Here is a 24,743-nt window from a genome sequence, read left to right on the forward strand (position 1 = left end):
TATCAAGAAACATTCCTACATTTTTATCGTCTATATTATGGAAGGCCTTACGTATGAGGGCAGAATTCTTTGAAGCCCGAAGTTAAAATCAACTCACAAAGGAGCTTATGCATGTTGAAAAAGTTAGGATTAGCTGCATTGATTCTGGTGACTAGCCTCTCCGTTATGGGAACAGGTTGGGCCGCATCCAGTACAACAACCATTGAAGTCTCTAAAACCGCTGTAGATTACAACATTGCTCGTCCTTCAAGCGATGGTGCTTTCCATGATGGCTTATTGGCCGCTGAAACATCTGCCGGAAACCTTGTGTATTACAATACCAAAGGACAAAAAGCTTTCTCTCTTCCCGCCGAGCTTAAACCTATTGGTGATTTTCAAGAGCAACGAGCTGTAGTCAAAAATACAAAAACCAATCTCTATGGATACATTAATACCAAAGGGACACTGGTTATTCCTTGCCAATATACCGAAGCCAATGTCTTTTCCGAAGGCAAAGCCAAGGTCACAATAGCAGACACCAAAGAAAATGCAATTATAGATCGAACGGGAAAAATCCTTTCTCATTTTAAAGAAAATGTGGATTCAGAATATGTATTTACAGAAGGTCTGGCTCTTGCCTATGCCCCTAACACTGGGAAGATTGGTTTTGTGAATGCTTCCGGTAAACTAGCGATTCCTTATCAATATAAATACAGCCGTAGTTTCTCGGATGGCTTGGCTATTGTTCAAAATAGCAAGGGGCTATACGGTTATATCAATACGGCAGGCAAAGAAGTCATTCCACCTCAATACAAATCCGGCGGAGACTTCTCGGAAGGATTGGCCCCAGTACAAAATGCCAAGGGTAAATGGGGATTCATCAATAAACAGGGAAAAGTCGTGATTCCCTTTAAATTTACGGATGCACAGGATTTTAGCGAGGGTCTGGCCAGTGTGAAAAATGCGAAAAATGAAGTTGGGTTTATTGATAAAACCGGAACATTGGTCATTAAATATCAACAAAAATATGACGTTACATCTCCATTCAAGGAAGGCATTGCTTTAGTCGGTAAACAAGCAAACTCATCCGTTTCGGACGGAAAATTCGGTTACATCAATCGCCAAGGTCAACTGCTGACCAAGCTTGAATACAGATCGGAATCTTCTTCCTTCTCTAATGGTTATGCTGTTGCTTTTATCAAGCCAGGCAAAGCCTTCATTGTATCTAAACATTCTGTTTCAAAATAAAAAACAACCCTGGAGGCAGATCGAATGGATCTGCTTCCAGGGTTGTTTAGATTGCCAATATCTCAAAACCACTTAGTCGTGTGTATAGAATTTTACGCCAGGCAGATCAGCTGCCACCCAAGAATAATTAATAGTATTACTGTTGTAATTTTTGGTCCCCGCCTGAGCGATCTGTACTTCCTTCAAGATCGTGATCGATGATCCCTTCGGTCTGACGACTACGACATGACCATGTCCGTCCGCTTTTTTGATCCCGATGGTAGGGTACCCGAGATTTGCTCTTTTTTGAGCATCCTGAAAAGTTACAGGGGACCAGCCCGGCACCTTTTTATTCAGTAAAGCATCAGCCATTTGATTGGCTAAGCCACCTGGCAAGGAAGCCGACATCGCAGCCATCACATCTTGCGCGAAAATATTACATTTTGTTCCACCTACCGGTGAATACTTTTTGTTCGTTTCTACCTTAAAACCATCGATTACAGATGCGTATGTGCTTGCACTTCTAGCCATTGAAAATTCCCCCTGAATATAAGTTGTAGAGGAAATGACGGAGTCGCTTGAACATCTGAATGGCTCCACATTCAATTGATGTTGGCCTCAATTCCCTCTCAACTATTAGGGTGATTTCCGGCTTACTTTAACAACGCAATACCACAGAAAATGAACTTTTTTTATATTTCCTATTCAGATTCCATTCACAGTGATAACCAGGGCTTTTGCTTGATTAATCATCACTTAGTTGAAGACTTTCTTCACTGATTACGGTTGGAACGATAAGCTCAGGAGTAGTCGCAGGCTTAGCGGGTGTAAAATAGTCTGCAATTCCCACCATAACAGCAATGCCAATAAACAGGACGATCCAATTACGATTCTTTTTCATCATCTGTACCTCTCATTCTTCACTGCGCCCGTTCAGCCACTTGAACCAGTGGAGCAAATGACTGAATCGGTATTCATGCTGGGAAGCATACGTCCATACCTCTGGCTCTTCACCAGGTTCCCTCCAGACGAGCATGGAAAAGTGACCTTCTTTCTCGCTTGCAACCGACAGCAGCGAAAGACGATCATCCCCGAATCGGTAAGGCGCCGATTCTACCCAGTAATTTCGCATATCGCTGATCCAGCTGCGAAAATGCTGTGTACCTGCGATTCGCAGCACTTCATCAGGAAGGAGCAGATGCTCATGGATGTCCTTCCAATCCCCTGCATATTGGTACCGCGCTGCCAACATTGGACTGAGCGGTCTCACTTTGCCTAGAGCCAACGTAGGGATGCAGGTGACGGGAACGACCGGGCCAATACGCTGGATAGCATAAGCACGGGCTTCCTCCTCACTCATCCCGTAGGACATAGCCTCCACGAGAAAATCATTCCGCCTTACACCAAATTGATACTGATACTGTGACATTTCATCCTGTAGCTCCAATACCATATCCTGTGTCGTATCTGTTCCGATCATTCCCAAACACCTCTCATTCCAAAATATAGTCGTGCAATTCCTGTTGCGCTCGATACTTAGCCCAATTGAATTCTGGCCAATTCGATTCTTCTCTCGTCATGCTCATCAAGCGGGCTTGTAAAAACTCATCCAGCGCTCCATGTTCCTTACGGCTAAAATCAATCAGCAGCGGAATCGCGTCCGCTGACAGCTCACTCAAATATTCCTTGTCTATCACCGATGTTGTACGATACCGTTCGAGATTATTTTCAGCTATCCGTACATCAATGCCCACATAGTTCACGACGACATAGGCGATTAGAGCGAGTACAATATAATATTTCGCCAGCGGAAGCTGGCGGACATGAATGCGCACAGCTGCAACGAGCAGCAGCAAGCCTAGAAAAATCATAAATGCGTGTACCAGATAGCGGATATACGTATAGCCGTATGCTTCTTCGTACATGACCAGCCGGGTATATCCCGAGTACAGCATCACACCCGAACAACCAACGAGTATGTACAGCAGGCCGCTGTTCAATGTTTGCACTATACCTGAGCCGAATTCAGTCCACTTCAATACACTGATCATCAGCACAAAGTTGATACCTGTTACCATAACCAGCTCCCCGAATCCTCTTCTCGCATATTCAGCATACGAGGTTCCTTCTGGCAAAGCCCCTTCCCATGCACCAAACAGATATCCGAACTGCAGCACGACGAACACAACATACACCAGATTCATGACAATCAGCACTGTAGCGGTAATGACAGGATCAAACTTGATCGCGACCGGCTCGTGGTAAGGTACTGCTACTGCTGGCTGAGCCTCTCTCTCCGTATTCCGCGGAGCAGGCTGTACAAATCCCCACAAGTAACAGAAAAAACAGAAGGTAAAAAAGCAGGTCCAAATCAGCCGCGGCAAACCACTCCCAAAGGTCAATGTACCAATCCATGCGGGTATGCCTGATAACAACTTTTCGAACATCCCGTCTGCCGAAGCCAGCAGAGATAAAATAATGAGTAGCAACGGCAAGGCAATAAGTAGACCGATTATCACTTTACCCAATACACGCTTACGCTCATCCTTTACATTCCGAAAGGCTGCCGTCTTAAACATCCGAAACGGGGTCACGATATGGCGAAAATTTTGATAAAACCAATGGCTTAGCGCCTGACCGATAATACCGACTTCCGACCAGCCATGCCTTTTTTCCCCGAACAGCAACACCATATGCACGCTAATCAGAGCAGCTATAGCCAGGGCATTTAACACATAGAAGATCGGGTTATCGAACAGCACATATGTCAGTGCCAGCATCATAATGACCACGAACAGCAGACGTCCTATCCATGAAACGGGCCGGCAACTATCTCGATTAAAGGAATACATATACACGTAAAATACAATAACAAAAATAGGCATAGACACGCCCAGCCCATGTCCGAAGAACAGATATTGATGAACCAGCGCCAACACAATAGCGCCAGCAAAGGCGGACAACAACGACGCTTTCGGCAAAGACGATCCACTCATCTTGTCATGCATGGTAAATACCTCCACAACTATGCTTTATAACCCTTATTGTAGATGATAAAATAAGAAGATAAAGAGAAATTAATTGAAATAAAATTTCCTATTTTATAAAAGCAGTTACGCTTTTACTCAAGCATAGGGGAAACGGAGCATTCCTGAATGAAACTTCACGCCCAATTTTTACGGCTTCACTCCCACGCAGCTGACGACAGGGACGAGAACCATGCCATAGAGACTACGCTGGATGAGCTGGCGGCTATTTTTGACTGCACCCACCGCAACGCCTTGATGATCATTCAGAAAATGGAGCAGCACGACTGGATACAATGGACTCCCCGCCGAGGCAGAGGCCGCCGTTCCAGTCTACGCTTCCTCATTCAGCCGGAAGACATTGCCGTGCAATCCATGATGCAAGCCATAGACCGCCATGATATCAAACGCGCATTGGATGAAATCCGAGCTCATTCACGCTCCTCCACCATGCAGGAGCATTTACAAGGCTGGCTGCTGAATTATTTCGGGCATCACGCAGAGGTGCGCAGTGATCAGCAGCAGATCGACACGCTGCGTTTGCCTATTCGCCAGCAGCTCTATACGCTGGACCCGTTGTACTTGAACTGGCTCGCCGAGTCCTTCGTATCCAGCCATGTCTTTGACGGGCTGGCCCGCCGGGCGAACGAGAGCGGCGAGATTTTGCCCGGACTGGCGCACGCTTGGGAAGTGGACACTACTCGTACGCAGTGGACTTTTTTCCTGCGTAAAGAAGTGCTGTTTCATAACGGCAAAATACTGACCGCAGAAGACGTCGTTTATACCTTTGAGCGACTGAGCCGGGCGCCGGGAAGGAGACTTTACCATTTTATCGTCCGGCAAATTCAGCACGTTCAGGCGTTGAGTCCGACGATGGTACGCTTTGTACTAAAGGAGCCGAACGAGCTATTTCTATCCTTCCTGTGTACCAGCCGGGCTGCAATTGTACCGCGTGAGCTTAATCAGGTGGGTGAAGCCGCATTTGGCGTCCGTCCTATCGGTACAGGGGCCTTCAAGGTCACGGAAATGAACGAAAGCCTGTGCCTACTTGAGGCTTTTGCACCTTATTTTCAAGGTCGTGCTCATCTAGATCGGGTGGAAATCGTCCAACTCCCGTGGGCAACTAAGCTGGAATCGTCGGATATGGAAGACACCGCTTCCTCTTTTCACATTATTCATAATCCTATCCTGGCAAGAGACACGGATACCGCATGGAGCCAGATTCACTCGGCAGCTTCGGTGCGCAAATTTATCACATGTAACACACACAAGGACGGACCGCTGCGCAACCCGGAAATACGTGCTCGGATTGTAGCATGTCTGGATCATCGCCCCCTTCCTTCAGCAGTGGATTCATCTAACGCTAACGATTCATGTGAACCACTGGCGGCGTTGCAAATTGCCACCATTCCTGAGTATAGAGCGGATGCAGAACGGGTCGCGGCCCAGCTCGAATCCTGTGGATATACCTGTAACATCGTGGCCGCATCCATGAATGAATTTAAAAGTTCATCGATTCGTATGGAGTCAGACTTAATCATCTTTTCTCTGTTTCGTGACCGTGATGAGCAATTGCGCCTGTTTGATCTGTATCTTAATGTATCCGGACATGTGGAGCCGCATAGCCGCGTGGATATCGAAAGACTGCTGCGCGAAATTGCACGGGAAGCTGATCATACCGTCAGAGCGCAGCAATTTGAACATATCGAAACTCGGCTCATGGATGAGCACCAGCTGCATATCTTATATGAAAAGCCCGTTCAAACGGCATATCTTCCTACTGTACGCGGCGTATCCTTTAACAGCCAGGGCTGGGTGGATCTGCGTCATGTATGGTTTCCGCCTGCCCAGCTCCCAACTCCTCTCACTTGACGGCAAGGAAGCTCCTTCAAATGCACTTCCAAATAAAAAAGGTATCCTCTTCTTCATAAGAGAATACCTTTTTTAATGTTATCCAGACCCTCTATGCGAATGGTTCAGGAGATGACAATGCCCATCCCCCCAGCCCATGACTGTGGACATCGCTTGGGTCTTCTATAGGAGGGGTGACGGGTGGAAAATGCAATAGGATAAAAACATTAAATGCGAGCAGAGAAAAAACGATCTTTTTTATCATGGATGTACTCTACCTCTCCAAGTAAGTTTTTATACTCCTCTTTGTCCTCAGAAGTGGCAGTATGCCGATACTTTTCAAATAGTCCTACACATTTGATGGTGACAGGATTACCATTCAGCACGACGGAATAGGAAAGGCTCTCGAGCAGGAATTTCATACCTTTGGAATAACGATGTTTGTTGAGATCGTAACAAGCCATCTCTGCCAAAAATCGTGCATAGAGATCTGCTGACATTTGCTCGGTATAGGTGCCTACCTTGGCATGCTGATCTGCAAATGCCTCAATTTGTTTTTCAAAGTGTTGCAGTACATGATCTACATTAAAATCATAACGGTTGGCCGCTACCATTATTTTATGTAACCCCACTAGAATTTCGCCTTCATTTTTTTCCAAATAATCTACATACTGTGGAATTACATCCAAGCTGCCGGACATCAACTGATACAAATACCCGTTGGCCTCAGCCCAGTTGCTACAAAGAGCCTTCAGACGCCGAGCTTCTTCCGTATCCTCTTGCACCCAGCTCAAATCCGAATACAGGGATACATATTCCAGCGCTTTCTGATAATCCCCGCGCTCATCCCACACCCCGGCACGCAGCACATAAGAGTATACAATATACATAAATAAAGGACCCTTAGGTTCCCTGCCACGCTCTGATTTTCTGGTATTTCCGTATTTTTGCTCGTATTGTACTTTGGCTTTTTGAGCCATTTTTTCAGCAAACCATTCTACTTTATCCCAACGCCGCAAGGAAGCATACGTATTAGCCAAGTCTCTTAAGGCATCTAATTGGTCTGCTTCGCCCAATCGCTCCACAAAGCTTTCAAAATGTGTAGCTGCCCATAAATTCTCATCCTGATCATCGCCAACGGTAATCGTAAATAAACGGTATTGGCAGAGCGCCAGCCGCTCCGAATGTTGATACTTCTCACTTTCCGCGACATTCTTGTAAATAATGGCCGCAGCCTCGAACCTACCTTCGCTGAACAATTCCTCCGCTGTCTCAAATAAAGCCGGGGCGTATATGAGATAGTCCATCATAAACTCCACGACTTGCTTAATACAATCCAATTTATTCAGCTCTGCACAGCGATGCAAAAAGGGACGAACCCGTCGCCAATTCGGTGCCGTATTCCGTATAAATTCATCAATGTATAGCTCATAGAGGCTCCCTTCTTCAAGCCCCATGCCTGCAGCAATCCGATCCAGCAACAGCATCGCAATTGGCCGGTTTCCGTTGATAATGGCACTAATCGTACCTGCATTAATACCTGTCTTCTCCCCAAACTTACTAATCGTAATTCCTTCTCGTCTGATGTACTGCTCCAGCTCTGCGCGAATAGTGGTTGTTTCCTTCAAATCAGGCACCCCCAGGGATAACTTGCATGATTTCAATACAAAAAAAGAAAATTCCCGTGAATATTCCCTTAATTATACAAAAGAAAGCCCACTTAGCCAACTGCATCAGTACATTTATATCAAAAAATTCAATAATTCTCCGAATTGCCGTATACTACAGAGGCGAGCTGAACAGCTACACCCAATCGGTCGCAGGAAAGGATACGACAAATGGACAACACCCCAACTATAGAACAACAAATTGCACAATGGATGGTCGCGCAGATCCGTGAAGTGGGCACTTTGAAACAAGAAGATGCCATTGCATATGTACGCTCTGAATATGGAGAGCAGTATGTGTTTATAAGCGAACATGGTCATGTCTCTTTGGAAAAAGAAATCAAAAAGGCATTTCGCAAGCTACATGGTGGCCGAATCGCCTGGGATCGTGATGCATTCCTCTGGGCCTGGACTTAACAAGCAAAAGCATCTGCTATCGGCAGATGTTTTTTTGATGATTTAACCGTAGATCCTCTGGAGTCGGCTAATTTCCTCCTTCACAAACTGTCGGAGTATTGCAGGCTCCACGATTTCAACCCGGCCGATCCAATCCATCGTATCGCGACAAGCCGCTTCATAGCTATACATGTTAACGGTTACAAGGAAGTGACTGCCCTCCTGCACAGACTGAATGATTTCCATCCTTTTCGCTAGTATTCCAGCTTGCTTCTTAGTCGTTCGGATCAGAACAGGATAGTATTTTTTCTCTCTACAAAGCTGCTTAAACGTGCTTTCTTGCCTCATCCAATAATGTTCCAGTGAGAAATCTCCAGGAACCTCAAAGACTTCGGCAGACGGCTGAATCTCTATAATTCGCTCACACTTAAAGGTCCGAATCTCCTGCCCGACTTCACAAAAGGCAATAAGATACCAATCTCCCTTTTTCACCACAAGTCCATAGGGATGTACATCGCGAGAAGAACAAGAGCCGTCAGCTTTCTCATACTGAATAGTTACTTTATAGGACCCCCACACTGCCGCTCTCACGGCTTCCAGGCAAGGAATCGCTACACGTTCCGTCCACCACGGTGTATCATCAAAATAAAACCGCGCTTTGGCTTTTTGAATATCGGACTGATATGGGGCCGGCATCGTCTGTTCCAGTTTGAGCAAAGTATTCTTTAACTTCAAACCCGATTCTGTGGACCCGCCCGTATAAATGCCCATCCCCGTTAAATACAACTGAATGACATCCCCGCCATTCAACTGTTTCAGATTCGCTGTATAACCGTCCATTAAATAAATTCCGCCCTTCGGGCCGGATGCGGTAACAATCGGAACTCCGGCTTCAGCCAGAAGGTCGATATCCCTGTAAATGGAGCGTACAGAGGTTTCCAATGCCAACGCCAATTCCCTGGCCTTCATTCTCCCTCTAGATTCGATACATAATAAAATCGCGATTAAACGATGCAGTCTCACAATCATACCTCCACAATAGATGGTTAACCCGAAATGAAAAGATGATGCAAAGATTGTTGACACCCTGTTGGCAACAATAGGTGTGTATCATAGAAGTAAAGGGGTGTAATGGATGATGAATATTGGAATTTTGGGGACGGGATTCGGCTCGTATCACGCCTCACTGTTAAACAACCATCCCAAGGTAAACAGACTCATTGTATTTGGAAGGAACGAAACCAAGCTGCAAAAATTGAAAGAGGAGCTAAACGTAGAAGTCACACAAAATATAGAGGATATTCTGCTGGATCCGGACGTGGGTATCGTCGATCTATGCCTGCCCTCCCACCTGCATAGGTCACATGCCATTGATGCGCTAAAGCACGGGAAGCATGTATTTTGTGAAACACCGGTTTGCTTTCATCTCGAAGACGCTCTTCTTATGCAACAAGCTGAGAAGCAATATGGCAAAAAAATTCTGGTCAACCAGTTCATTAAGTTTGATCCTGCCTATACCTATCTGTACGAGGCTTATCGCCAACAAAAATACGGAAAACTCATTTCCTTGTCCTTGAAAAGAGAAACCCCTCCCTTGTGGGGAGACCTTGGACTAAGCTCCATCCCTACGCAGTTCATGATTCATGAACTGGATTTATTCACCTGGCTATGGGGTCCCTGTGATCCATATACAGTGTGGGGCACAGAGGTAGTCCATCCCGAACAGGCACAGGTTCGGGCTTACTATCAGCATCGGGATGCCTTCACAGAAGTCAACGCTTCTTCCCATATGCCGAAAAGCTATCCTTTCACGGTAGCCTATGAGGCTTATTTTGAAAAAGCCAAACTGGTATTTCATGAGAGTGACGAAAACGATCCTTTACCCACCGCATTATTTGAGTATACCGCATCAGGACAGCAAAAAATCAACCTCGAATCTGCCAATCCATACGAAAAAAGTTGGGATCATGCACTTGAATGCTTTGGCGGACATGCAGAATGCCTCATTCCTCTGGAGTCGGCTGTACAAGCACTGGAAATGGCCATTGAGATTAAAAACTGGCTGGAGCAGGCTCGGCGTTAGCCGGTATGTAGCTGGCACCTACGGAAATCAGCTTCCTATCAGGAAGCTGTATCCGCAGGCAAGGACACTTCGTCCGCGTAGTTCGTTGCCATAATCTTGGCTACCCCGGCCGGGTCTGTCGTCTGTCCCAACGCCCACATCATTTTCGTCACCAGCGCTTCCGTTGTCATGTCATAGCCCGGAATAACACCCTTCTCCAGTACCTTCTGACCTACCTCATAAATCGTCAGGTCCCCGCCCTCATAAGGACATTGAGTTGTGACGACAATACTCATACCGTCCTTCATCAGCTCCTCAATTTTGCTAATGAGGCTTCTTTCTTTAAAAGGCACGCCCCCCATGCCAAAGCCCTCAATGACGATACCTTTATAGCCCAAACTCTGAATAGCATCGAAAATCGCGGGATTCGTACCTGGAATCAGCCTGAGCAGAAATACTTCAGCAGCATACCCGTCATTGTATGGGTGACGAACGGTATCACGATTTGCAAATACACCCTCCGTATAGACCACCTTGCCGTTCTCCACGAGACCTACGTACGGATAGTTAATACTCTCAAAAGCGTTATAGCTGCGTGTTCTGATTTTCGAGCTGCGACTACCGTTGATAATTTTGCCATTAAACACGACAAAAACCCCTGCCACCTCGCCACATGCGGTCAGGAATGAGTCAATTACATTTTTTTTGGAATCACTGTGCTCGGCCAATATGGATACCTGCGAACCTGTCACCACAACGGGTTTGTCCACAGTCCCCAACATGAAGCTCAGGGCTGAAGCTGTGTAAGCCATCGTATCCGTGCCATGGGCAATAACAATACCGTCGTATTGATCGAGCGAACGATGTACCATCCGAGCGATGGAAGCCCAATCCTCTGGTTGTGTATTGGTGCTATCAATGCTCATCAGATTGCAGGCATCAATCTCACATATTTCCTGAAGCTCCGGAATTTCAGCCAAAATATTTTCAGCCGATTGGGTTGGAGTCAGGCCGTTTTCCTGATAGGAGGAAGAAATTGTTCCTCCGGTATTAATGAACAGAACCTTTTTCATTTGCCAATGTTCCTTCCCGATTACAACTTCACTTTATTGTTCTTAGAATTTATCATGAATAAGGGTGATTAGCTACTTTGCAACGGAAAATAACTTCGAATGTAAGGCTAAAAAAGCACGACAAAACAAGCGCCGACTTTCCTGCCTACCGCGACTTGTTTAGCGTGCTTTTTACGATAGTTGCAATGAATCTACAGCACTGCACATACCTTTAACCCATTCACGTACTTTTATGGCGATGCTGGCTGGTCCTGTAACGTTCTTTGCCCCAAAGCTTTGCCCAAGAATTGTCGTGTCCGTTCTTCCTTCGGATGATTGAAAAACTGTACCACCGGCCCCTGTTCCACGATCGCACCATGCTCCATCAGCACGACCCGATCCGCTACATCCCTCGCAAAACCAAGCTCATGCGTAACAATAATCATCGTATTGCCTTCACTCGCCACCTTTTGAATTACGGACAGCACTTCATCCACCAGCTCAGGATCGAGTGAGGAGGTTGGCTCATCGAACAACAACACCTGCGGATTCAGCGCCAAAGCGCGGGCAATCGCAACACGCTGCTGTTGTCCACCCGAAAGCTGGGCAGGATAATAGGTCATACGATCCTTTAACCCGACCTTTTCCAAAATGCCTTCACTGATCTCCCTTGCCTGCTTGCGATCCATCTTTTTCACACTGGTCAGACCAATCATCACATTGTGGAGTGCATTCAAATTTTTAAACAGCTGATATTGCTGAAATACCATTGCCGTTGCCATCCGCAATCCGAGAATATCCTTTTTTCCTGCCTTGGCCGCATCTACCTTCAGACCGTCTATTTCAATGATACCGCTGGTCGGCTGTTCCAAAAAATTAATGCTGCGCAGCAGAGTAGATTTCCCCGATCCGCTTGGTCCCAGGATGACCACGACTTCTCCCTTGCCCACCGTCAGGTCTATGCCCTTTAACACATGATGCTGCCCAAAATGCTTATGAATTTGATGAAGTTGAATCATGCCCTTATTCACTTCTTTCGTATATTCGGATACGCTTCTCCAGCACAACAAGCCCGCGCTCAATAATGATGCACACCAACCAGTAGATCAAAGACACCGCAACATATACCTCAAAAAAAGCCAACGCTCGCGCGCCCATAATTTTGGCCTGTCCCATCATATCGACGACACCAATCATAAAAATAAAAGATGTATCCTTCACTGTACTGATCAGTGTGTTTCCCAAATTGGGCAAAGCCACCGTTAGCGCCTGCGGCAATACAATTTTGAGCATAATCTGTGTTTGGCTCATGCCGATGGAATTGGCAGCCTCAAATTGTCCCCGATCGACTGAATGAATCGCTGCCCGGAATGTCTCCGACAAATATCCTCCAAGGTTCAATGAAAATGAGAGCAACGCAAACAGCTCGGGCGGAATGACATAGACATTGAATTGCTGCAAGAAGCCATATTCGTTCTGAAAATAATACAAAAACTTGGGTATTCCGTAATATACGAGAAACAGCTGCACAATGAGCGGTGTTCCCCGGATGTACGAGACATACAACGTAGACAAGGGCGCCAAGACAGGCACCTTGTATATCCGGATTAAGGCCGTAGCCAACCCGATGATCGCACCCAGCAGCATGGAGACAAACGCAATCCATAATGTAACAGGGAGATACTCCACGATCTGGGGAAGGCTTTTCAGCATATAATCTAAATCAAACAGCTTTTCCATAGGAACCCCACTCTACTTTTTACATTGTTATTACTGAGGAATAAATTCTCCGCCTGTCCACTGTTCAGACAATTTTTTCAGTGTTCCGTCCGCTTTAAGTTCTTTAATAATCGGGTCGATTTTAGCTTTCAGCTCCTCACCCTGCTTATCCTTTTTGAACACCAGATTGATATTATCGCTTTGCACAGGCTCGCCCACAGCTTCCACCTGCAAGCCTTCCTTCTTGATCGTTGCTGCGGCCATCACTGGATCATTCACATAAGCATCCACTCGGCCATTTTGCACGTCTTGGAGGTTATCGGACGAAGTGCCTGTATCGTTATATTTTAAAATAATTTTGTTCCCGTTCTTCGCATTATACTGCTCTAGCAACTGCGTATAGGAATCCCCTACCGAGGCGGCTACCTTCTTGCCTTCCAAATCCTTGAGAGAATGGATATCCGTTCTACCCTTTTTCACAATAATAACCGACTGAGCGGAGAAATAGGACTCATCCGAGAACAGATATTTCTTTTCACGCTCCGGATTTTTGGCAACTTCATCTGCGATGATCTGAACTTTATTCGCATCCAGCGCAAGGAATATCGCATCCCAGCCAGAAGGTACAAATTCAATCTTATAGCCGTCCAGCTTCTTATCGATCTCCTTGACTACTTCCACATCGTATCCGGTCAGCTCGTTTTTATCATTCGTAAAAGCAAACGGCGGGTAGTCATTTTGTGTCCCCACATAGAGTACCTTATCCCCTGATGCCGCTTCCTTCGAGGAACATCCACTCAAAGCACCCGTTAATAACACAAGAGATAGGCCAATCGCTGCTACTAAAGCAGATTTCTTCATAAGTGATATCCCCTTTTGAAATCCAAGTAATTTACTATGATTTTATATTATAACGAGTTATTCAAATAATACAACTAGCAAATTTCATTTCGATTATCTAACCAGATATTGCACAAAAAAAGACCCTTGCGGGTCAGTTGTTATTCATGAAGTGGAAGACGGTCTGCAGGGTGCTCCGGCAAAATGGACGAAATTAAACGTTGCACAGCCGGGTGAGCAGATTCAAAAATCTGATCTTTCTTATCACAGTGCTCGATTAATCTCCCCTGTTCCATCACAGCGATGCCATCACAGACGGCGTAAGCCGCTCGAATATCATGCGTGATAAACAGATATGACAATCCAAATGAAGTTTTCAGCTCTTCCAACAGGGATAAAATGCGCATCTGATGAACCATATCCAGACTGCTGACGGACTCATCCAGCACGATCAGCTTGGGTCTGAGCGCAATCGCCCGTGCAATATTAATCCGCTGTAATTGTCCACCGCTGAATTGGTGCGGATATTTATTCCGATCCTCCGGCTTGAGACCCACCCGCTCCAGCAGGCCTTCTACCGTTCTTTTTTGTTCCTGCACTGATAACCGCTCGTAATTATCCAAAGGCTCTCCGACAATCTGTCCGGCGGTCATGCGAGGGTTTACAGCAGAATAGCAGTCCTGGAATACAACCTGCATATCCCGTCGCAATCCCCTGCGTACTTGAGGACTTCCATTATAGATGTCCTGACCCTGAAACAGTACCTGACCCTCCTGCGGCTTCTCCAGCCCCAGAATAACCTTGCCCAGCGTGCTCTTCCCCGCTCCGCTGGTTCCCAGCAGTCCCAGACAAAATCCGCTCTCTATGGTAAGCGACACATCAGTGAGCACAGGGAGACGTGATTCGGAGCGGCCCAGCCATTTGCGCTTTCTATAGCTATGAGTTACTTCCTTCACTTGCAGCACACGCATTCGCTCCCCTTTTGAAAGTATCCAACAGACAACTAATCGCCCTACTGATTTATGCCCTGAAGGGACAACTTAGGTCTGGCCTGCAGCAGCATTTTCGTATATTCATGCTGTGGCTGGTCGAACAACTGAAAAACCTCTGCCTGCTCAACAATACGTCCCCGCTGCATCACTGCCACTTCATCCGCCATTTGGGAGATGACACCCAGATCATGCGAGATCAGCAAAATAGACGTGTCATATTCCGTACGCAAGCGATCCAACTCTCTCAGCACCTGTAGCTGATTAACCACATCGAGTGCCGTTGTCGGTTCATCCGCAATAACCACTGCTGGCCGCAGGCACATGGAAATGGCGATCATGACCCGTTGCAGCATCCCGCCACTCAACTGAAACGAATAACGTTTCATCAGCTTGGCTGGATCAGGCAGATTCATATTTTCCAGAGCCATTATGGCAAGATCGCGAGCCTGCTGTTTGGTTAATCCGGTATGCGTGCGGATCGTTTCCATAAACTGATCCCCAATCGTATATACTGGCGTAAAAGCTCTCATCGGATTTTGCATAATAAAAGCGATTTCCTTGCCCCGAATGCGGCGCATCTCCTCAGTTGCCATTCCGTTCAACTCACGACCGTTCAGACGGACACTGCCTTCCACATCCATCGTCTGGCGATCCAGTAACTGGAGAAGCGCGTTACAGGTTACTGTTTTGCCGCTCCCACTCTCGCCGACAAGACCCAGAACCTGCCCCTTTTTCAGTTCAAAATGGATAGGTTCTAGTAGAGATACCGCCCCTGCATCAGTTTTGAGCTTTACCTGCAAGCCGCTGACCTCCAGCACCTGCGTCTTGGCCGTGTCATTCATCGTTGTCCCCACTCCTGTTTTACTGACGTTTGGCAATCCCGTATCGGTCGGACAGCGTCTCCCCCAATATATTGAAGGCCATCACCACCACCAGAATCATGATACCCGGATAAATCATTAATTCCGGATGACTGCGGATGTATCCCGTTCCCTCATGAATCATGGCTCCCCATTCAGGAGTCGGCGGCTGGATACCTAGACCAAGGAATGACAACGCGGAGATATCCATAATCGCCCAGCCCATCTCCAGCGTACCAATGATTACAATCGGCCGCAGCACATTTGGAATGATGTGCCGCCGGATAATGGCCCCTGAGGAGGAGCCGCTAATCCTTGCGGCCGCTATAAAATCCTGCTCTTTCAGACTGACAACCATATTGCGGCACATTCGGGCATAGTACACCCACTGCACCAGCATCAAGGCAAACAGCACCTGCATGAGACCCGGCCCAAAAATACCGACAATGCCGAGCACAAGCACCAAGTTGGGAAACGCCATAATGCCTTCGCAAAACCGCATCAGTACACTATCGACCCAACCGCCCAAATAACCTGCAATTGATCCGATTACAACACCGATGCTTAGCGAGGACAGGAAAATTAATGTCGCAAAGCCAAGCGAAATTCGTGCTCCATACAGCAGCCGGGATAGATTACACCGACCCAGATGATCCGTTCCCAGCCAATACTCTTTTGAAGGACCTTCCAGCTTATGCAGTAAATTGACCTTAACGGGATCATGGGGAGCCAGCCACGGAGCCAGCGCCATTATGATAAAAAGGGCTGCCAGCACGACAGAGCAAACCACGATTACCTTTTGATCCTTGAACATTTTACGCAACCTTATCATCACTGCTCTGCTCGTCCCTTCGAGGAAATTCGGGGGTCCATATACAACTGCACCAGATCAACGAGCAAATTGCATACGATGAACAGGCATGCCGCCAGAAACACATAGCATTGTATGACGGGAATATCCCGGTTAAAAATGGCTTCCACAAAATAACGGCCAAACCCAGGCCATGAAAACACCTGCTCCACAATAATCGTTCCAGTCAGCAACTTGCCCATATTCATGCCCATACTTGTTATTAGCGGAGTCATAGCCATTTTGAGTATGTGCTTGAGCATAATCACCCGCTCGCGTATTCCTCTAGTTCTGGCATACAGTACATACGTTTCCTGAAGCTGTTCCAGCACACTGGATCGCAACAGACGCGTATATAAAGCAATCAGAACCAGCGACAGAGTCAACGTCGGTAACACCAGATGCTGCCACGTTCCCCGACCCTCTACAGGTAGCCAGTCCAATCGGACAGAGAAAAAGAAGATTAACAAATATCCCAGCCAGAACTGGGGAATTGACGCCCCGAAATACGAAATCCCCCGACTCAGTATGTCGATCCAGCCATTTTTACGCATCGCCGCCAATACACCTAACGGGATGCTCACAACGATGGATAGTGCCATGCTGCTTAATGCCAGCTCAACAGTGGCAGGCAATCGAGCCTTCACCTCATCCCACACTGGCTTGTTGGTCAGATACGAAGTACCAAAATCCAACCGACTGATTCTTTGAATTGTATGCATATACTGTGTCAGCAATGGCTGATCCAGTCCGAACTCATGTCTTTTCTGCTCCAGAACTTCCGGGGTAGGATAAATATGAGCAGCCGTCAAATAAGCTTCAGCCGGATCAACCGGTGAAATGTGAATGAGTGCAAAGGTAACGAGGGTGGCAAAGAGAACAATAGGAATGACCGCTACCATTCGCTTCCCGATATAGCTAATCATAAGTTGTCCTCCTATCCTATAAATTAACGTTACCTCACCGTTTCAGTTGCTTTCCAATTTCAATTCCCTCAAATGGATTCTCATCCCGATTAGCTGGGAAAACAAAGTTAGTAATTTTTTTCTGATACACTGCCGTTTTCTTAATATACGAAATAGGCACAATGGCAGATTGCTCTTGGAGCGTCTTCAAAATCGAAGCATACAGTTCTTGACGCTTGGTTTCATCTGTCGATGAGAGCGCTTCGTGTACTTGCTGATCCAGATCCTTCTTCATGGGAAGGGCGCTCAGCACCTCAGAAATTCCGAAGCTCTTCTTGGCAATAACATTAATAAAGGAATGCGGATCATAAGGCGCACCATAGTTGTACCAGAAATACAGATCAAACTGGTTGGATCTAAGCCGCTTGATTTGAACCGTCAGCTCCAGTCCGGTCAGATTCACTTTGACACCCAGCTCTCCCCATTCGGCCTGAATGGTTTCAGCCATCGCCTTTTGGATCGGATCGGTCTTGTCGAAAATCAGCTCAAAATCCATCTGTTGTCCGTCTTTCTCCCGTACTGTGCCGCCTGCGGGCAGCTTCCAGCCAGCCTCATCCAACAATGCTTTGGATTTTTCCACATCATAGCCTATTGGCTGTAAGTCCACATTTGTATATGGGTAGTTTTTGGATAAAACCGTATCCGCTGTTTCCTCCAGCCCTGAGGTTACGCCTTCCACCATCGCCTGCTTGTTAAATCCATGCTGGAGTGCCAGACGTACCCGAAGGTCTGCCAGCTTGGGATTGGACGAGTTGAGCAACAGGCTTCTTGTGCCAACAGGCTCGGACAGCGTAGTAACATACTGATTCGTGTCGCGAAGCTGTTTGAAAGCATCCAGGCTAATAACACCCTCTCCATAAATCAGATCCAGGTCGCCTTTTTCAAAGGCCATTACACGTGTTTCACCATCGGGAATAATTTTGACCGTAATTTTGTCCACCTTCGGTGCAGTACCCCAATAATTCGGATTACGCTTAAAGGTTGCATACTCATCCTGCTTGTATTCATCCAGCATCCAAGGTCCTGTACCTACAGGTTTCTTAATTCCTTTGGACGTATCACCATCATCCGGGAACCCGGCTTCACCCAAAAAACGGAACGGGCGAACGACAGACAGATCTTGAAGAACCGGGTAGTATGGCTCTTTGAGCGTCATTCGGAATGTACTGTCATCTACAGCTTCAGTTTTGTCGAGAACGCCTACTATACCAAGCCAGCTATGCGTTTTCTCATTTTTCATAATAGCGTCAAAGTTCTTTTTGACAATCGCTGCATTAAATAGCGTTCCATCGGAAAATTTCACACCTTTACGCAGCTTAAACGTATATGTCTTGCCGTCCTTGGATATGGTCCAAGATTCAGCCAAAGCAGGCTCCAGCTTGCCTCCTTGCTTGTAGCTGACTAACGGCTCATAAATCATGGATTGTGCAAAAAGTTGGGAAGGGTTGTATACGTGAGGATTCATTGTACCAATGTCCCGTGGCCACGATAGCGTGATCGACTTTTCATTGGCAGCTCCGTTAGTAGAGGTGGATGCAGGTGTGTTCTCCTGCTTCGCGCAGCCCAGAATAACGGATAATAAGAGGAGTGTCACCAACATAAGGGTGGCAGTCTTGCGGTGTCGAACGGACATCAATGTATTTCCCCTTTTCTATATATGTGATAATGATTATCATAATCATATTTAGAATAGGTACCACATTATATTTTGTCAACAATATTCGGCAAGCAGAGCTATTATTTATTTTGAATTTTTATAATATTGAATTTATGGATTAATCCGCCAATGTTTGAAATAGGGCACGCGTGTATTCATGCTTCAATAGTTCTTCATCCCAATCCTCAAATATTTCCACGATCTCTCCCTGAACCATGACGGCAACACGATCACAGAACGTACGGGTGGACTGAAGATCATGAGTGATAAAAAGATAGGACAGCTGGCGTTCGAGTTGCATTCTTTTGAGCATGTCTAGCACGGAAGACTGGGTTGTCGTATCCAGATTGGCGACCGATTCATCGAACAGGATGATTTCTGGTTCAACCGCCAACGCCCGAGCAATGCACACCCGCTGTTTTTGTCCACCGCTTAGCTGTGCAGGGTATTTTCCCAGACTGTCAGCCTCCAACCCTACCGATTCCAGTAAGGAAAGGCAGATATCCAGCGCCCTTACCTTTCGCTTAGGAAAATAGTTACGGATCGGCTCCATCAAAATATCTTGAATGGTCATACGGGGATGCAGTGAAGAGGCCGAGTCCTGCGCAACCAACTGGATTCGTTTGTACAGATGAATATCCTTCATCCTTCTAGTATGTATGGGCCGGTGATCCAGCCAGATTTCCCCCGAGGTCAACGACTCCAGCCCCAGAATACACTGTGCCAGCGTACTTTTGCCACTTCCGCTTTCTCCAACCAATCCAAGGCATTCTCCCTGTCGTAATTCCAGACTCACTTTCTGTATAGCCTGCTGCTCACTCTGTCTCGTGTTGAACCAGCCTTTTCTCCGTCTGCGGACAGGGTAAGCTTTGGTGACGTTCTTCAATTCCAGTATCACGGTTGCATCCTTCCTTCCGGGGTCATCTCCAGCACCCGATCTGCTATGCGGCTTATCCCCTGACGATCATGTGAAATTAACAAAATCGTGAGATCGAAATCTTCCCTCAACTGTAGAAGCAAGGCCAGAACCTTGTCGCGGTTAATAACATCCAGCGCTGTAGTAGGCTCGTCGGCAATAAAGAGGCGCGGACCAGAGCTTAACATTGCAGCCAGCAGTACCCTTTGGCACATACCTCCGCTTAGTTCAAAAGGATATGATGACAGAATATGCTCAGGATCGGCAAAACCGACCTTGCGGAGCAGAGAACACAAATAGGATTCCTGCCCTGGAATAGTACGGCCTCCAGCCAGCTCTGTGACACGATTTAGCATCAGCCGCATCCGTGACAGCACACCCTGGGGCTGCGATGCAGTGTGGGACGGGGCAGCATCAGCTTGCCCCAGCTCCTTCTGGGCGCGCATCAGGCGCCCCCCGTTCAGTCTAAGCGTATCCGTCAGCTGGGCACGGACGGTACGGATCGGATTCAGCCCGCTCAGCGATTGCTGAATGAGCAGGGCAATTTCCCCACGGCGCAGTCTTTGCCAGCGCTGTTCATGGAACGGGATAATGTCTTCCCCGTTATAGTAGATGCACCCTTGCGTAACACCAACACCTGGGTCCAGCATACCCGCGATTGCGTGTGCGGTCAGGCTTTTGCCGCATCCACTTGGCCCAGTCAAGGCTACAATTTCCCCTGGGTAGACGGAAAAGTTCACATCCCGTAATAGCGGTTTGCTTTCGCTTCCGCTGGCTCTTACACCTGTACGGCAAATCTCCAAATGTTCCACGTGTAACAACGGTTTTTGCATGTATGCTTGCTCTATCGTGTCCTTTCGCCCCGTGACTGGTCGCTCCCCCACTATTTTGCCGCCTCCTTTTCCGAAAAATGATCACCCAGAAGCTGGCAGGCAAGCACAAATAGCATAATCGCCAAACCCGGGAAGATCATAACATGCGGAGCCACCTGAAAATACGAGGTTGCATCATGCAGCATCACACCCCACTCTGGCTTGGGCGGCTGTACACCCAGTCCAAGAAAGGAGAGCCCAGCGATCATTAACACCACGCGTCCGATATCCCATACCGTATAAACCAACAATTGCGGCCATACTTGTGGCAATACATAACGCCTTAGTATGCGCACGTGTGAATTACCGAACAAACGGGCATACCGTACATAGTCCTCCTGGCAAGCTTTTTGAACCAAACTACGGATATAGCGGACATAGCCCGCCCACCGTACCGCAATAATCGCTAGAGTCATGTTGACGAAACCCGGCCCCAAAATACCCACAATCGCTACCGTTAAAATAATATCAGGAAAAGCCAGTACGCCGTCGATTCCCCGCATAATCAACTGATCCACGCGCCCTCGCACATAACCAATGAGCAAGCCTGTGGGCAGACTGATACACAGCGTAGCTACCGTAATCGCACAAGCGATTAGCACACTCGTCCGAATCCCGTAAATGAGCCGTGACAGCACATCCCGACCCAGATGATCCGTACCAAAAGGATATTTCCGACTGGGTGGTGCCAAACGGTTCAGAAGATCCACATGCAGAGGATCATGAGGGGCGGCCCATGGAGCCAGCAATCCGAGCAGCACGATCAGGCCAAACAGTGCGCCCCCTGTCAGCAAGCTTCCTCTAAAGGAAAGCCGTATCTTTTTCATTTTCAGCTTCCCCCTTAACGCAAACGCAGCCTTGGATCTATCACCGTCTGGACCACATCCACCAAACACTGAACACCTACAATTAAAAATGCAGCAAACATAACATATCCCTGAATCACCGGGTAATCCCGCTGCGTAATTGCATCTATAAAATACTTGCCCAACCCTGGCCATGAAAAAATGGTCTCTACGATGACGTTACCTGCCAGCATAAATGATAGATTCGTACCTAACAGCGTAACCATTGGCAGAACGGCATGTTTAAATAGCTCAAAAAAGAGAATATGCATACGGGAAAAACCGCGAGCCCTCGCTGCCTTCACAAAATTGCGGTCACTCAGCTCCAGCATTTGAGCGCGCAATACACGAGCTTGCACCGTTCCCAATCCTGCACCAAGCGTCAGCGCTGGGAGTACTAAATGTGTCCAGTCCTCCCTTCCCATGGATGGGAGCCAGCCCAAGCGAACGGAAAATAGATAGATTAGCAGAAAACCAAGCCAAAAAGAAGGGATCGACGATCCTAGCAAAGCGAACAGCCTGCCCAGACGATCTAGTGGACCGCTGACTTTTAGCGAGGCAGCCAGGCCCATCCCAAGCGTAAGCACCGTCATGACGGCAAAGCCCGCCAAAGCTAGCTCCACCGTAGCGGGTAGTCTGCTCCACAGTTCGTTTAGCACCGACTCCTTGGACACATATGAGGTTCCCCAATGTCCCGTGAACACATCCCGCAGCCAGTTCATATATTGAATATGAAGCGGCTCATTCAAGCCCAGTTCGTTTCGCAGCGCGGTCAGCGCCTCCCCAGAAGCAGGAACATTATGCGCGGTGAGCAAAATGAGGGCAGGGTCACCAGGGGCCAGCCTCATCAGTACAAAAGTCAGCGTGGATACAACGAATACAATGATGGGCAGCTGCGCCACACGTTCCAGTATAAAACGAATCATAGGATACGTAGCTCGTTATTCCGCAATATCAGATTGCGCTGTAATGTAGTAATACTCGATCGGATGCGGCGTAAAGCCCTCTACCCCTTTTTTCACGCCAAACACATTGTCAGGGTGTACAATGAACGACTGCGGCAAGTCTGTATTGATGATATCCAGCGCTTGCAGTGTTACCGCATTACGCTGTGCGGTATCCTTTGCCAACTTCAGGCTGTTAAGAATATCCTCCAGCGGTTTGGAAGCATAACGGCTTACATTAGCTTCACTTGTAGAGGAGTAGAACATGTCCATAAAATACTGCGGTTCCCCTGTATGGGCCGTGAGCATGCTGTACATAGCAAAATCCCAATCGTTTTTGGTCAACGCCTCGTCGATATTTTCCACCTTGCGAATTTTGACCTGGATTCCCTCATTCAGCAACTGGCTCTGAATAACCTCAGCCATGACGGATAGCTCCGGACGCTGAGGGAAGGTCAGCAGCGTAACCTCGAATGGCTTGCCCTGCTTGGACCATGTGCCTTGGGCATCCTTTTGCCAGCCATCCTTCGTCAACAACTGCTCTGCCGTTCCGTTCAATGCTTTGCGCTCAATCTTACCGAAGGGAAGGATACTCGGAAACGGGCTGCTTGCCTCCGTACCGAAGCCCCTCATGACGGCGCTCACAATGGATGCGCGCGGAATCAGACTGTCCACCACCTTACGGTTGGTCGCATCCTTGAACACAGGCGATTCCATGTTGTACACAATCATATGGGTACGCAAGGACGGAGCCGACAGCACTTGTAGCTTGTCGTTCTTTTTTAATACCCCTGCGTTATCTACCGGAATATCCGTCGCTACATCTACCTCACCGGATTGCAACGCCATCAGGCGCGAATTACCGTCCGTAATGAATTTCATCGTTGCTTCAGCCAGTCGTGCCTTTTCGCCCCAATATCCGTCATAACGCTCTACGACCAAGGATTGATCCTTGTTAAAGGCTTTGATTTTAAAAGCACCTGTCATTGCAGGGTAGCTCTGCTCATCTTTCATGGATTCCACATCCAGCACGATTGTTGACGGATCAGCCAGATTGGATGCCAGCGCTGCATTCGGTTGGTTTGTCGTAATTTTCAACGTCAGCGGGCCATTTACATCAATGGACTTCACATCCAGTAAATCCTTCGCCAGGTGACTTTTCTCGATAGAGCGCAGCAAAGATGCTTTTACGCTTACTGCATCCATACTCTTTCCATCATGAAAAGTGACCTTATCCTGCAAGCTGAACGTCCACACGTTAGGACTGTCGTGCTTCCATTCCTTGGCTAGCCAAGCCACAGGCTCCAACTTTTCATTCAAACGAATGAGTGTCTCACCGGCACCGGAACGCATCACATCCCAGCTATTGTCTCCATGCGGATCGACGCCTGACGGTTTCCACGTATACGCCATCACCAGCTTTTTACCTGCTGGAGTCTGTTGTGCAGGCGTATTCTCACCCTTGCCTGAGCTATCCTCCGTCTTCGTGGCTGTGCCGCATCCCGAAAGAGCCATAACTGCCATCAGCAGCAGCAATCCTGTACATATGAACCATGAACGCCTATTACGATTGCCTATCATCCCACATGTCCTCCTCTATCTTGTAAAATATCGTATAAACCTAACGCAAAACGCGAAAAAAGCATTCCCAACCACTTGACCAGCAGTCAGAAATGCTTTCATTATAAAATGTCAAAACTCACCTCAAAGCCAACTCCAAAAACATAGAAGGGATCAGATCGGTTTCAGACATTCCGTATGCAGCACGCCTAACCACCTCCCCAGCATCCCGTGGGTCTGACAGTGATGTCAAAACAGGCAGGTCTCCTGACTCCAGGCTTATCTTTCAGGCCTTCCCGGTTCCTCACAGTTCCAGTGGCTATTCTGAAAGCTCCAGCAGTACCCTGCTGATGCCTGTTTACAGTGGCGGGTCCGTGTCGGAATCTACCGAACTTCCCTTTTAAGTGAACACGCTCAACAACTATCTACATCGTCTCAACAAAACCTCGTATATAGAGTTGTC

24 protein-coding genes and 1 riboswitch are annotated in these 24,743 nt (G+C 47.5%); of the genes, 4 read left to right on the top strand and 20 right to left on the bottom strand.

The features are described 5' to 3' along the window. Positions 1-111 precede the first annotated feature (111 nt). On the top strand, positions 112-1,227 hold the full coding sequence (locus PPM_RS25470; RefSeq protein WP_013373720.1) for a WG repeat-containing protein: 1,116 nt from the start codon (positions 112-114) through the stop codon (positions 1,225-1,227). Positions 1,228-1,299: 72 nt separating this feature from the next. Here PPM_RS25470 and PPM_RS25475 read toward each other — a convergent pair whose 3' ends face one another. From PPM_RS25475 to PPM_RS25485, 4 genes are all read right to left on the bottom strand, one after another. Beyond that, positions 1,300-1,737, bottom strand: a complete 438-nt coding sequence (locus PPM_RS25475) for a hypothetical protein (RefSeq protein WP_013373721.1) — start codon at positions 1,735-1,737, stop codon at positions 1,300-1,302. Between the two features lie 214 nt (positions 1,738-1,951). Further along, the gene (locus PPM_RS29735) at positions 1,952-2,110 is read right to left on the bottom strand and encodes a hypothetical protein (RefSeq protein ID WP_013373722.1); all 159 of its coding nucleotides are present in this window, start codon (positions 2,108-2,110) and stop codon (positions 1,952-1,954) included. Positions 2,111-2,119: 9 nt separating this feature from the next. Beyond that, on the bottom strand, positions 2,120-2,686 hold the full coding sequence (locus tag PPM_RS25480; protein WP_013373723.1) for a hypothetical protein: 567 nt from the start codon (positions 2,684-2,686) through the stop codon (positions 2,120-2,122). Between the two features lie 13 nt (positions 2,687-2,699). After that, positions 2,700-4,214, bottom strand: coding sequence for a DUF4153 domain-containing protein (locus PPM_RS25485; RefSeq protein WP_013373724.1), 1,515 nt, complete (start codon positions 4,212-4,214; stop codon positions 2,700-2,702). Positions 4,215-4,361: 147 nt separating this feature from the next. Between PPM_RS25485 and PPM_RS25490 the strand changes: the two genes are divergently transcribed. After that, a complete protein-coding gene (locus PPM_RS25490) occupies positions 4,362-6,104 on the top strand; it encodes an ABC transporter substrate-binding protein (protein ID WP_013373725.1) in 1,743 nt (580 codons plus the stop codon). A gap of 206 nt (positions 6,105-6,310) precedes the next feature. Here the strand turns inward: PPM_RS25490 and PPM_RS25495 are convergent, their stop codons facing one another. Further along, the gene (locus PPM_RS25495; protein WP_043886072.1) at positions 6,311-7,711 is read right to left on the bottom strand and encodes a helix-turn-helix domain-containing protein; all 1,401 of its coding nucleotides are present in this window, start codon (positions 7,709-7,711) and stop codon (positions 6,311-6,313) included. 210 nt (positions 7,712-7,921) lie between these two features. Between PPM_RS25495 and PPM_RS25500 the strand changes: the two genes are divergently transcribed. Further along, positions 7,922-8,167: a DUF6953 family protein gene (locus PPM_RS25500; protein ID WP_013373729.1), complete on the top strand. Its 246-nt coding sequence runs from the start codon at positions 7,922-7,924 to the stop codon at positions 8,165-8,167. 42 nt (positions 8,168-8,209) lie between these two features. Here the strand turns inward: PPM_RS25500 and PPM_RS25505 are convergent, their stop codons facing one another. Next, positions 8,210-9,169, bottom strand: coding sequence for a helix-turn-helix transcriptional regulator (locus PPM_RS25505; protein ID WP_013373730.1), 960 nt, complete (start codon positions 9,167-9,169; stop codon positions 8,210-8,212). A gap of 112 nt (positions 9,170-9,281) precedes the next feature. Between PPM_RS25505 and PPM_RS25510 the strand changes: the two genes are divergently transcribed. Then, on the top strand, positions 9,282-10,229 hold the full coding sequence (locus PPM_RS25510) for a Gfo/Idh/MocA family protein (protein ID WP_013373731.1): 948 nt from the start codon (positions 9,282-9,284) through the stop codon (positions 10,227-10,229). 38 nt (positions 10,230-10,267) lie between these two features. On the opposite strand, the gene PPM_RS25515 is transcribed toward PPM_RS25510, so the two are convergent. The 14 genes from PPM_RS25515 to PPM_RS25580 all read right to left on the bottom strand — a co-directional run bounded on the left by PPM_RS25515 (position 10,268) and on the right by PPM_RS25580 (position 24,301). Further along, on the bottom strand, positions 10,268-11,281 hold the full coding sequence (locus tag PPM_RS25515; RefSeq protein ID WP_013373732.1) for an asparaginase: 1,014 nt from the start codon (positions 11,279-11,281) through the stop codon (positions 10,268-10,270). Between the two features lie 230 nt (positions 11,282-11,511). Continuing rightward, on the bottom strand, positions 11,512-12,279 hold the full coding sequence (locus tag PPM_RS25520) for an amino acid ABC transporter ATP-binding protein (protein WP_013373733.1): 768 nt from the start codon (positions 12,277-12,279) through the stop codon (positions 11,512-11,514). Positions 12,280-12,283: 4 nt separating this feature from the next. Next, positions 12,284-13,000: an amino acid ABC transporter permease gene (locus PPM_RS25525; RefSeq protein ID WP_013373734.1), complete on the bottom strand. Its 717-nt coding sequence runs from the start codon at positions 12,998-13,000 to the stop codon at positions 12,284-12,286. 30 nt (positions 13,001-13,030) lie between these two features. Beyond that, a complete protein-coding gene (locus PPM_RS25530; protein ID WP_013373735.1) occupies positions 13,031-13,840 on the bottom strand; it encodes a transporter substrate-binding domain-containing protein in 810 nt (269 codons plus the stop codon). A 140-nt stretch (positions 13,841-13,980) separates the two neighbouring features. Next, positions 13,981-14,790, bottom strand: a complete 810-nt coding sequence (gene nikE, locus PPM_RS25535) for a nickel import ATP-binding protein NikE (protein ID WP_013373736.1) — start codon at positions 14,788-14,790, stop codon at positions 13,981-13,983. A 41-nt stretch (positions 14,791-14,831) separates the two neighbouring features. Continuing rightward, positions 14,832-15,653: a nickel import ATP-binding protein NikD gene (nikD, locus tag PPM_RS25540; RefSeq protein WP_013373737.1), complete on the bottom strand. Its 822-nt coding sequence runs from the start codon at positions 15,651-15,653 to the stop codon at positions 14,832-14,834. Between the two features lie 19 nt (positions 15,654-15,672). Further along, positions 15,673-16,503, bottom strand: a complete 831-nt coding sequence (gene nikC, locus PPM_RS25545) for a nickel ABC transporter permease subunit NikC (RefSeq protein WP_013373738.1) — start codon at positions 16,501-16,503, stop codon at positions 15,673-15,675. Next, positions 16,503-17,447: a nickel ABC transporter permease subunit NikB gene (gene nikB, locus PPM_RS25550; protein ID WP_013373739.1), complete on the bottom strand. Its 945-nt coding sequence runs from the start codon at positions 17,445-17,447 to the stop codon at positions 16,503-16,505. Before nikB (PPM_RS25550) ends, nikC (PPM_RS25545) begins: the two co-directional genes overlap by 1 nt. Positions 17,448-17,481: 34 nt before the next feature. Next, positions 17,482-19,119, bottom strand: a complete 1,638-nt coding sequence (gene nikA, locus PPM_RS25555) for a nickel ABC transporter substrate-binding protein (protein ID WP_016324897.1) — start codon at positions 19,117-19,119, stop codon at positions 17,482-17,484. 142 nt (positions 19,120-19,261) lie between these two features. Next, on the bottom strand, positions 19,262-20,041 hold the full coding sequence (locus tag PPM_RS25560; RefSeq protein ID WP_013373743.1) for an ABC transporter ATP-binding protein: 780 nt from the start codon (positions 20,039-20,041) through the stop codon (positions 19,262-19,264). Continuing rightward, entirely contained in the window at positions 20,038-20,943 is a 906-nt protein-coding gene (locus PPM_RS25565; protein ID WP_013373744.1) for an ATP-binding cassette domain-containing protein, read from the bottom strand. Before PPM_RS25565 ends, PPM_RS25560 begins: the two co-directional genes overlap by 4 nt. Beyond that, the gene (nikC, locus tag PPM_RS25570; RefSeq protein ID WP_013373745.1) at positions 20,943-21,758 is read right to left on the bottom strand and encodes a nickel transporter permease; all 816 of its coding nucleotides are present in this window, start codon (positions 21,756-21,758) and stop codon (positions 20,943-20,945) included. Before nikC (PPM_RS25570) ends, PPM_RS25565 begins: the two co-directional genes overlap by 1 nt. A 14-nt stretch (positions 21,759-21,772) precedes the next feature. After that, positions 21,773-22,702, bottom strand: a complete 930-nt coding sequence (nikB, locus tag PPM_RS25575; RefSeq protein ID WP_013373746.1) for a nickel ABC transporter permease — start codon at positions 22,700-22,702, stop codon at positions 21,773-21,775. A 15-nt stretch (positions 22,703-22,717) separates the two neighbouring features. Continuing rightward, on the bottom strand, positions 22,718-24,301 hold the full coding sequence (locus PPM_RS25580) for an ABC transporter substrate-binding protein (RefSeq protein WP_013373747.1): 1,584 nt from the start codon (positions 24,299-24,301) through the stop codon (positions 22,718-22,720). Between the two features lie 218 nt (positions 24,302-24,519). Continuing rightward, a riboswitch (cobalamin riboswitch) is annotated at positions 24,520-24,724 on the bottom strand. Between the last annotated feature and the right edge of the window lie 19 nt (positions 24,725-24,743).

The organism is Paenibacillus polymyxa M1 (assembly GCF_000237325.1).
GTDB classification, from domain to species: Bacteria; Bacillota; Bacilli; order Paenibacillales; family Paenibacillaceae; genus Paenibacillus; species Paenibacillus polymyxa_C.

Bases quoted from the DNA above. Each gene is read 5' to 3' on its own strand.
- PPM_RS25470 (WP_013373720.1), top strand. From the start codon at position 112: ATGTTGAAAAAGTTAGGATTAGCTGCATTGATTCTGGTGACTAGCCTC.
- PPM_RS25475 (WP_013373721.1), bottom strand. From the start codon at position 1,737: ATGGCTAGAAGTGCAAGCACATACGCATCTGTAATCGATGGTTTTAAG.
- PPM_RS29735 (WP_013373722.1), bottom strand. From the start codon at position 2,110: ATGATGAAAAAGAATCGTAATTGGATCGTCCTGTTTATTGGCATTGCT.
- PPM_RS25480 (WP_013373723.1), bottom strand. From the start codon at position 2,686: ATGATCGGAACAGATACGACACAGGATATGGTATTGGAGCTACAGGAT.
- PPM_RS25485 (WP_013373724.1), bottom strand. From the start codon at position 4,214: ATGCATGACAAGATGAGTGGATCGTCTTTGCCGAAAGCGTCGTTGTTG.
- PPM_RS25490 (WP_013373725.1), top strand. From the start codon at position 4,362: ATGAAACTTCACGCCCAATTTTTACGGCTTCACTCCCACGCAGCTGAC.
- PPM_RS25500 (WP_013373729.1), top strand. From the start codon at position 7,922: ATGGACAACACCCCAACTATAGAACAACAAATTGCACAATGGATGGTC.
- PPM_RS25510 (WP_013373731.1), top strand. From the start codon at position 9,282: ATGATGAATATTGGAATTTTGGGGACGGGATTCGGCTCGTATCACGCC.
- PPM_RS25515 (WP_013373732.1), bottom strand. From the start codon at position 11,281: ATGAAAAAGGTTCTGTTCATTAATACCGGAGGAACAATTTCTTCCTCC.
- PPM_RS25520 (WP_013373733.1), bottom strand. From the start codon at position 12,279: ATGATTCAACTTCATCAAATTCATAAGCATTTTGGGCAGCATCATGTG.
- PPM_RS25525 (WP_013373734.1), bottom strand. From the start codon at position 13,000: ATGGAAAAGCTGTTTGATTTAGATTATATGCTGAAAAGCCTTCCCCAG.
- PPM_RS25530 (WP_013373735.1), bottom strand. From the start codon at position 13,840: ATGAAGAAATCTGCTTTAGTAGCAGCGATTGGCCTATCTCTTGTGTTA.
- nikE (WP_013373736.1), bottom strand. From the start codon at position 14,790: ATGCGTGTGCTGCAAGTGAAGGAAGTAACTCATAGCTATAGAAAGCGC.
- nikD (WP_013373737.1), bottom strand. From the start codon at position 15,653: ATGAATGACACGGCCAAGACGCAGGTGCTGGAGGTCAGCGGCTTGCAG.
- nikC (WP_013373738.1), bottom strand. From the start codon at position 16,503: ATGATAAGGTTGCGTAAAATGTTCAAGGATCAAAAGGTAATCGTGGTT.
- nikB (WP_013373739.1), bottom strand. From the start codon at position 17,447: ATGATTAGCTATATCGGGAAGCGAATGGTAGCGGTCATTCCTATTGTT.
- nikA (WP_016324897.1), bottom strand. From the start codon at position 19,119: ATGTCCGTTCGACACCGCAAGACTGCCACCCTTATGTTGGTGACACTC.
- nikC (WP_013373745.1), bottom strand. From the start codon at position 21,758: ATGAAAAAGATACGGCTTTCCTTTAGAGGAAGCTTGCTGACAGGGGGC.
- nikB (WP_013373746.1), bottom strand. From the start codon at position 22,702: ATGATTCGTTTTATACTGGAACGTGTGGCGCAGCTGCCCATCATTGTA.
- PPM_RS25580 (WP_013373747.1), bottom strand. From the start codon at position 24,301: ATGATAGGCAATCGTAATAGGCGTTCATGGTTCATATGTACAGGATTG.